A 7,115-nucleotide genomic window follows, 5' to 3' on the forward strand; every position below is an offset into this window, starting at 1 on the left:
GTGTTGCTGTTCTGGGGATCGGGAATGGCGCGCATGCCGCCGAAGGCACCGGTGCCGTAGTGCAGGGCATGGGTGGCAATGGAGATCCTGGCCTCCTCAAAGGGGACGCACTGGCCCTGGAACCAGGCATAGGGCAGGAACTGATGCATCACCGTGATGGATCCGATCGCTGAATCTTCTCACCACCGCGCACCGCAACACGGAGAATGGGGTCATGCATCGCCTTGCCACCTGTCCGGGTCTGGACCCACCGGAAGATGTGGTGCTCGTGGAGCAGCCGGGCGCGGATGTGCTGTTCCTCACCAGCGCAGGTACCGACATCAGCTGCCTCGACGCCAGCCTGTCGAATAACCCGGCCTGGAACGAGCGGATTCGGGCGTTGCCCCTGAGCTGCCTGGACCACCCAGCGCAGCTGGACCACTACCTCGACACCACCGCCCAAGCGGCGTCCTTGATTGCAGTGCGCCTTCTCGGCAGCCGTGGGCACTGGAGTTACGGCCTGGAGCAACTGCAGCGCTGGTGCACCGAAGCGACACAGCGGCAACTGATCGTCCTTGCCGGAACCGCCGATCAGAGCAACGAACTGCACGGGCTGGGATCCTGCAGCCCTGAACTGGCGGATCAGCTGTCGGCACTTCTTCGGGAAGGCGGCATCGACAACATGGGGCAGTTCCTAGGAGCTCTCGAGGCTCTGCTGGAGGGCAAGCCCCCATCACCCGACAGCATCGCTGTGGTGCCTTGCCCTGATCCAATGCCCTGGGATTGGGGAGATGAAGCGGGAGCCGCGGTGGGCGTGGTGCTCTATCGGGCTCAGTTTCAGGCCGGAGATCTGTCCCTGGCGGATGCACTCACAGCCGCACTGCGGCAAGAAGGACTGCGTCCCTGTCTGCTCTGGGTCAGCAGCTTGAGAGACCCGGCGGTGCAGGCCGGCGTCTACGACCTGTTGAAACAGCAAAAAGCTGAGCTCGTGATTGCCGGCACGTCCTTTGCCTCGGTGCAGGCCGAACAGGCTGGCTTGGGCAGCCCCCTCTGGGATCGGCTCAATCGACCGGTGCTGCAACTGCTCAGCAGCAGCAGCAGCAGGGCCCAGTGGCTGGAGAGCAGCCAGGGGCTGAATCCGATGGATCTGTCTTTGCAGGTGGTGATGCCAGAGCTGGATGCCCGGATCACCACGCGGCCCTGCGGTTTTCGGGACTACCGGCAGACCACCGGACCTTTAGCCACGGCCATTCCCTACCTGCAGCCGGATTCACGGGGACTCGCTTGGCTGGCCGAGCACAGCCGCCGCTGGGTTGAGCTGCGCCAGACCCCATGCGCCGAGCGGCGCATGGCGATGGTGTTGGCCAACTACCCCGTGCGCGATGGCCGTGTGGCCAATGGGGTTGGCCTTGATACGCCGGACAGCACGGCGCGGATGCTCCGCTGGCTGACGGACGCCGGCCATGACCTGGGCACGGAGGCCTTGCCGGTTTCAGGCGATGGCTTGATGCGACAGCTGTTGTCCGGTCGCACCAATGCACCGGATGGACAGCACCGCCCACCGCTGGATCATCTGCCCCTCACCACGTATCAGAAGTGGTGGGGAACTGTTCCGGAGCCGGCTCGACGCTTGATCGAATCCCGATGGGGACCTCCAGAGGCCGCCTGCGATCTGGATCCAAATCAGGGGTTTGCCATTCACGGCCTGCGCTTCGGTCATGTGGTGGTGCTGATCCAGCCGGATCGCGGCTATGACGCTGACCAGATCGCGGATCTCCACTCACCGGATCTGCCGCCACCGCACCGGTATCTGGCCCAGTATCTCTGGCTGCGCAACGTACATCGAACCCAGGTGATGCTGCATGTGGGCAAGCACGGCAGTGCGGAATGGCTGCCGGGCAAGTCGGTGGGGTTAAGCGATGCCTGCGGTCCCGAGCTGGCCCTTGGCCCCATCCCCCATCTCTACCCCTTCATCGTCAACGACCCCGGCGAAGGGTCCCAGGCCAAGCGACGCAGTCACGCCGTGGTGCTGGATCACCTCACACCGCCCTTGGGGCGGGCTGGGCTGCACGGACCACTGCAACGGTTGGAGGGCCTGCTGGATGAACTGGTGGAGGTGCGGCAGCTGGGAGGGCAGCGGGCCTCGGTGCTGGAACAGGCGGTGCATGCCAGCTTGCTGTCCCTTAACTGGCCCGGAATCCCCAGCCAAGAGGAGATTCGCCGACAACCGGAGCTTCTGGAGACCTGTCTGGATCAGGCGGAGACCTATCTCTGCGAGCTCAAGGAATCGCAGATCCGCACAGGTCTGCATCGGTTCGGTGTTGCGCCGTCGGCAGAAGCCGCCGATGAACTTCTGGTTGCGCTGGCCCGCCCCCCCAGGCAGGGGCAGCCAGGATTGCTGCAGGCCATGGCCCTGCAGGCAGGTCTGGGCTTCGATCCCTGGCAGCAGGACGAAGGCGACAAGCTCTCGGAGGCAGACCAGACCCGGCTGAGGCTGCTGTGCGACTCGAACTGCCGACGGGTGGGGGATGCTTGCGCGTGGCTGGAACTTCAGGCATTGCTGTTGATCCGGCAGATGATCCATGGGGAACAGGTCGACGGGCTGGCGCAACCCTTCCGGACCTGGAACCCGGAGGATCCATGCCTGCTGAATCTGCGCGACGACCTCTGGCCCCGCTTGAACAGCTGTGCCGCAGCCGAGAAAGAGGCATTCCTGCGGGGTATTCAGGGGGCGCGCATCGCAGCGGGCCCCTCAGGGGCACCGAGTCGCGGTCGCCCCGATGTGCTGCCCACAGGCCGGAATTTCTATTCCGTCGATCTGCGGGGCTTACCCACGGAAGCCGCCTGGGACCTGGGGCGACGCTCGGCGGAGCAGTTGCTGGATCTCCATCTGCTGGAGCAGGGGGAGCCGCTGCGCCATCTAGCGTTATCGGTCTGGGGAACGGCCACGATGCGCAATGGCGGAGAAGACATCGGCCAGCTGCTGGCCCTGATCGGTGTTCGACCGGTGTGGGATGGATCAACCCGAAGGTTGGTGGACCTGGAGGTGATTCCAGCCCGCTTGCTGGGGCGACCACGGGTGGATGTGGTGCTGCGCATCTCGGGGCTGTTTCGCGATGCCTTTCCCCAGTTGGTGAGCTGGGTGCATCAGGCCCAGTCGATGGTTGCAGCTCTCGATGAACCCGATGAACTCAACTCCCTGGCCGAGCTCACCCGTCAAGCGGGCCCCCAGGGCCGCATCTATGGATCCGCCCCCGGTGCCTATGGAGCCGGTCTCCAAGCCCTGATCGACAGTGGCGCATGGGAATCCCGAGCAGATCTTGGCCAGGCCTTCCTCAGTTGGAGCCAGTGGTCGTACGACGCCGCCGCCACCCCCAGCCTTGATCGTTCCGGCCTGGAGCAAGCCCTGGGCAGGGTGCAGGTGGTGCTCCACAACCAGGACAACCGCGAGCACGACCTGCTCGATTCAGACGACTATTACCAGTTCCAGGGGGGCCTCAGTGCCGCGGTGGAAGAAGTGTCAGGAGCACGTCCGCAGCTGTGGTTCGGAGACCATTCCCGCCCCGAACGGCCTCGCCTGCACCGGCTCGAAAAGGAACTGGACAAGGTGATGCGCAGCAGGATGCTCAACCCCCGTTGGATCGAGGGAATGATGAAGCACGGCTACAAAGGTGCCTTCGAGATGGGGGCCAGCCTTGATTACCTGTTCGCCTACGACGCCTCCACCGATCGGGTCCCTGATTGGTCTTATGGCGCGCTGTGTGAACAGTGGCTGAGCCAGTCGCGGATTCTCGACTTCCTGAAGGCGAGCAATCCCTGGGTGCTCAGGGACATGGCCGAACGACTGCTGGAGGCCTCGAATCGAGGCCTTTGGACGTCAGCAACGGATGAACAGCTGCTGCACCTGCAACAGCTGGTGAACAGCAGCGAAGCCCAGATTGAACGGGGCCCTACTTAATTGAGGTCGCGAACCATCTGACGGAAGGGATCGATCGATCCCGGCTTTGAGGACGGCGCAGCGGAACCCGCCTTGGCCACCGGTTCCTCCTTGGGATTGAGCTCTTCCTTACGGCCGAGGGGAGCAGCATCTGCGGGAGCGGGGGTGTTCACACCCGTGATGGCCATGCCCTTGAGGCGCTTGCTCATCTCCTCGGTGCTGACTTGCTCAGCGAAGGTTTTCTTCACCGGTTTGGGGATGCCGGCCGTGAGGTTGATGGACTCTTCCTTCTTGACCACACCGCCGAGGCCTTCGCTGCGCTTTTCGAGCTTCTCGGTTTCAGCAGCCACCTCCATGATCTGCTCCTTGGTTCCGGGGCTGTCGACCGTGCCGGGGAAGGTGTGACGAATCGTCTTCGACTCACGCATGTAATTCACATCACCCAGGGACGAGGAGGAATCAGCATCAAGGAAGAACTCGGCTGGCTTCTGCTTCGCTGGCTTGCGCGGCTGAATCGTGGAGTCGGAATCTGCGGAATCCTTTTTCAGCAAACGATCCAAGAAGCCCATGTCGACCGGAACTGAGATGGAATGAACTTAGCGGCTGCAAAGGTCAATTCCATGGGTATCGGTGCCACACGTACGTAAAAGGCCAAGGTTGCTCAGCTGACGATCGATGGACTCACAGATCAACGGACTGGCGGACCAGGTTGGTTGCATCTCGTAGTCGTACCAGGCTTCACCTCCATCGAAACCGAGCCGAGCGGCCTCATCGATCAACACGTCATGGCGAAGGCGATAGCGAGCGGGATGGGCCAACACCGCCAATCCACCGGCATCGTGGATGGCTTTAACCACCGCCTCAGCCCTTAGCAGTTCACCGACGACAGCATCACCACGGTTGTAGGGCTGAAGCGCAGGGTGGTTGAGCTCGAAGCCAAGGGCGAGCACATGAACGAGGCACCCTTTCAGCAGTGCGCTGATTTCAATGCCGCTCCAGACCGTGGGGACCTCAACATCGGTGGTGCGCTGCTGATCCAGCCAAGCTTGAATCTCTCGGTGGGCATGGCTGCTGTGGTGATCCGTCACCGCAAGATGCTGGAGCCCCCGCTCGGTGGCCTGCCGAATCAGCTCCAACGGTTCGAGGCTGCCGTCACTACAGACGGTATGGCAGTGAAAGTTGTGCGTGGTGGGACAGCTCGACGGTCCTACCTGTTCGAGAACAGCTTTGAGGGGGTGGGTCATCTCAGGCTTTCGCGGAGGATTCGGCCCGCAAACGGCGCCAACGGGAATAGAACTGAATTGACGCTGCCATGAACATCACCAGGGCGACGATGAACCAGGTTGCTGTGCTTGTGGGGAACTGTGTTTTGAACACCACCAGCATCACCACGATCACCAGAAGAAGTGTGGGCAGCTCATTGAGGGCGCGCAGCTGCTTGCCTGACCAGGCACAGGTGCCGGCGTGGAGTTGGCCCATTAGCCGATAGCAGAACACGTGATAAGCCAGCAGGGCTGCCACAAAGCCGAGCTTGGCGTGCATCCAGCCCTGCTGAAGCCAGGAGGGCTGGGCCAGCAGCAGCCCGATGGCCATCGACACCGCCACGACCATCCCGGGCGTGGTGATGATGTTGGCGAGACGTTTCTCCATCAAGGTGTACTGATCCCGGAACGGCTGCTGCAGTTCCGGCGCCAGTTCCTCGGTTTCAACGTGGTAGATGAATAGACGCACCAGATAGAAGAGGCCCGCAAACCACACCACAACCCCAACGATGTGCAGGGTCTTGAACCAGAGGTAGGCCTCGGGCGAAAATGTCATCAACACAACTGAACTGGAGCGACCTTACGCAGGGTTCAGGTAAGAGCGTCAAGAAAATCGCTGGCTCGACGCTGATGGGCCACCAGAACCTCGGGTGCCATGCGATCCAGGTTGCAGGCCATCATCGCCAGCCGGTATTGGCGCCGGAAGAAGTCCTGATGGCGATGGATGAACGTCCAGAACAAGCCATCCCAGGTGTCACACCACTCCCCTTGGCGGTAGTCCGACATCTTGCGTACATAGTTCGAGCCGGAGAGATAGGGCTTGGTCGTGAAGATGCCGCCATCGGCGAACTGACTCATGCCGTAGACGTTGGGCACCATCACCCAGTCGTAGGCGTCCACAAACAGTTCCATGAACCAGGTGTAGATCCGGGTTGGATGGAATCCGCAGAGCAGCATCACGTTGCCCAGGAGCATCAGGCGTTCGATGTGATGGCAATAACCGGTCTCAAGGGCATGGTTGATGGCGTCATCGATCGGGGCCAGACCCGTGGATGCGGTATAGAAGGCGGAGGGGATCGCTCGGTCGTCGAAGCCCCAGAAATTGCCGTTGCGCATCTCCACCCCATGGCGCCGGTACATCGCCGCCATGAACTCCCGCCAGCCAACGATCTGACGCAGAAATCCCTCCAATGAATTGAGGGGGATGTCACCGGCCTCGGCGCGTTCCAGCGTTCGATCCAGCACCTGCTGTGGCGTGAGTAGACCGATATTCAGCATCGGCGTGAGCACGCTGTGCCACATCACCTGGTGCTGGCTGCTGATCGCATCTTCGTAAGCCCCGAACCGGCGTAATCGTTGTTCGAGGAATTGATCCAACCAACGGTCTGCATCGCTATGGGTGACGGGGTAATGGAACCCGTCCCAGCTGCCGATGCCGGCCACCCCCTCCTCGATGAGCTGCTGCCGAGCAGCCTCGACGAGGGCGATCGAACCGCTCGATCGTTCGGCCGGAGGCTCTGGAACAAGCATTCCCTTGGGGAGCTTCTTGCGATTGTCGGCATCGAAACTCCAGCGGCCGCCGACAGGGCCACCATCCGGATTGATCAACAGATCCAGCCGCTTGCGTTGCATCTCGTAGAAGCGACCCATCAGAGGCTTCTTGCCGGAGGCGAAATGGTCGTCGATGACGGCCTCTGGGGTGAGTAGCATCGGGGTGGCGACGATCTCCAGACCGCAGTCGTGGCGTGATGCGAAGGCGGAGATCCGTCGAGTCAGAACTTCGTCCACCGGATCCGCCAGATGAAAGGAGCGGTAGCCCTGATCGAGCAGAACCCCGAGGATCTCAGCGGTGCTGGCCGCCTGCCCCTGCAGGATCCGCAATACGGTGAATCCTTGGGCCTGAAGCATCTCGGCGTAGGCATTCATCGAGGCCCGAT

The 7,115-nt window shown here is 62.1% G+C and carries 5 protein-coding genes and 1 pseudogene; 1 reads left to right on the forward strand and 5 read right to left on the reverse strand.

Translation table 11 applies throughout. The features are described from left to right. Window positions 1-149, reverse strand: a pseudogene (locus tag ACGVJ8_RS11650) (branched chain amino acid aminotransferase); the annotation flags it as partial. Window positions 150-214: 65 nt separating this feature from the next. Between ACGVJ8_RS11650 and cobN the strand changes: the two are divergent. Next, window positions 215-3,937, forward strand: a complete 3,723-nt coding sequence (gene cobN / locus ACGVJ8_RS11655) for a cobaltochelatase subunit CobN (RefSeq protein ID WP_392348277.1) — start codon at window positions 215-217, stop codon at window positions 3,935-3,937. Here the strand turns inward: cobN and ACGVJ8_RS11660 are convergent. From ACGVJ8_RS11660 to ACGVJ8_RS11675, 4 genes are all read right to left on the reverse strand, one after another. Further along, complete coding sequence (locus ACGVJ8_RS11660) at window positions 3,934-4,485, reverse strand: hypothetical protein (protein WP_392348279.1); 552 nt, start codon at window positions 4,483-4,485, stop codon at window positions 3,934-3,936. The genes cobN and ACGVJ8_RS11660 overlap by 4 nt on opposite strands. Before the next feature lie 27 nt (window positions 4,486-4,512). Then, window positions 4,513-5,160, reverse strand: a complete 648-nt coding sequence (locus ACGVJ8_RS11665) for a PHP domain-containing protein (protein ID WP_392348281.1) — start codon at window positions 5,158-5,160, stop codon at window positions 4,513-4,515. 1 nt (window position 5,161) lies between these two features. Further along, entirely contained in the window at window positions 5,162-5,734 is a 573-nt protein-coding gene (hemJ, locus tag ACGVJ8_RS11670) for a protoporphyrinogen oxidase HemJ (protein ID WP_392348283.1), read from the reverse strand. A 35-nt stretch (window positions 5,735-5,769) separates the two neighbouring features. Then, the coding region (locus ACGVJ8_RS11675; RefSeq protein ID WP_392348285.1) for a cryptochrome/photolyase family protein at window positions 5,770-7,115 on the reverse strand (1,346 nt) is incomplete at its 5' end.

The sequence above is a fragment of the Parasynechococcus sp. genome, assembly GCF_042954245.1.
Classification (GTDB): domain Bacteria; phylum Cyanobacteriota; class Cyanobacteriia; order PCC-6307; family Cyanobiaceae; genus Parasynechococcus.

Bases quoted from the DNA above. Each gene is read 5' to 3' on its own strand.
- cobN (WP_392348277.1), top strand. From the start codon at position 215: ATGCATCGCCTTGCCACCTGTCCGGGTCTGGACCCACCGGAAGATGTG.
- ACGVJ8_RS11660 (WP_392348279.1), bottom strand. From the start codon at position 4,485: ATGGGCTTCTTGGATCGTTTGCTGAAAAAGGATTCCGCAGATTCCGAC.
- ACGVJ8_RS11665 (WP_392348281.1), bottom strand. From the start codon at position 5,160: ATGACCCACCCCCTCAAAGCTGTTCTCGAACAGGTAGGACCGTCGAGC.
- hemJ (WP_392348283.1), bottom strand. From the start codon at position 5,734: ATGACATTTTCGCCCGAGGCCTACCTCTGGTTCAAGACCCTGCACATC.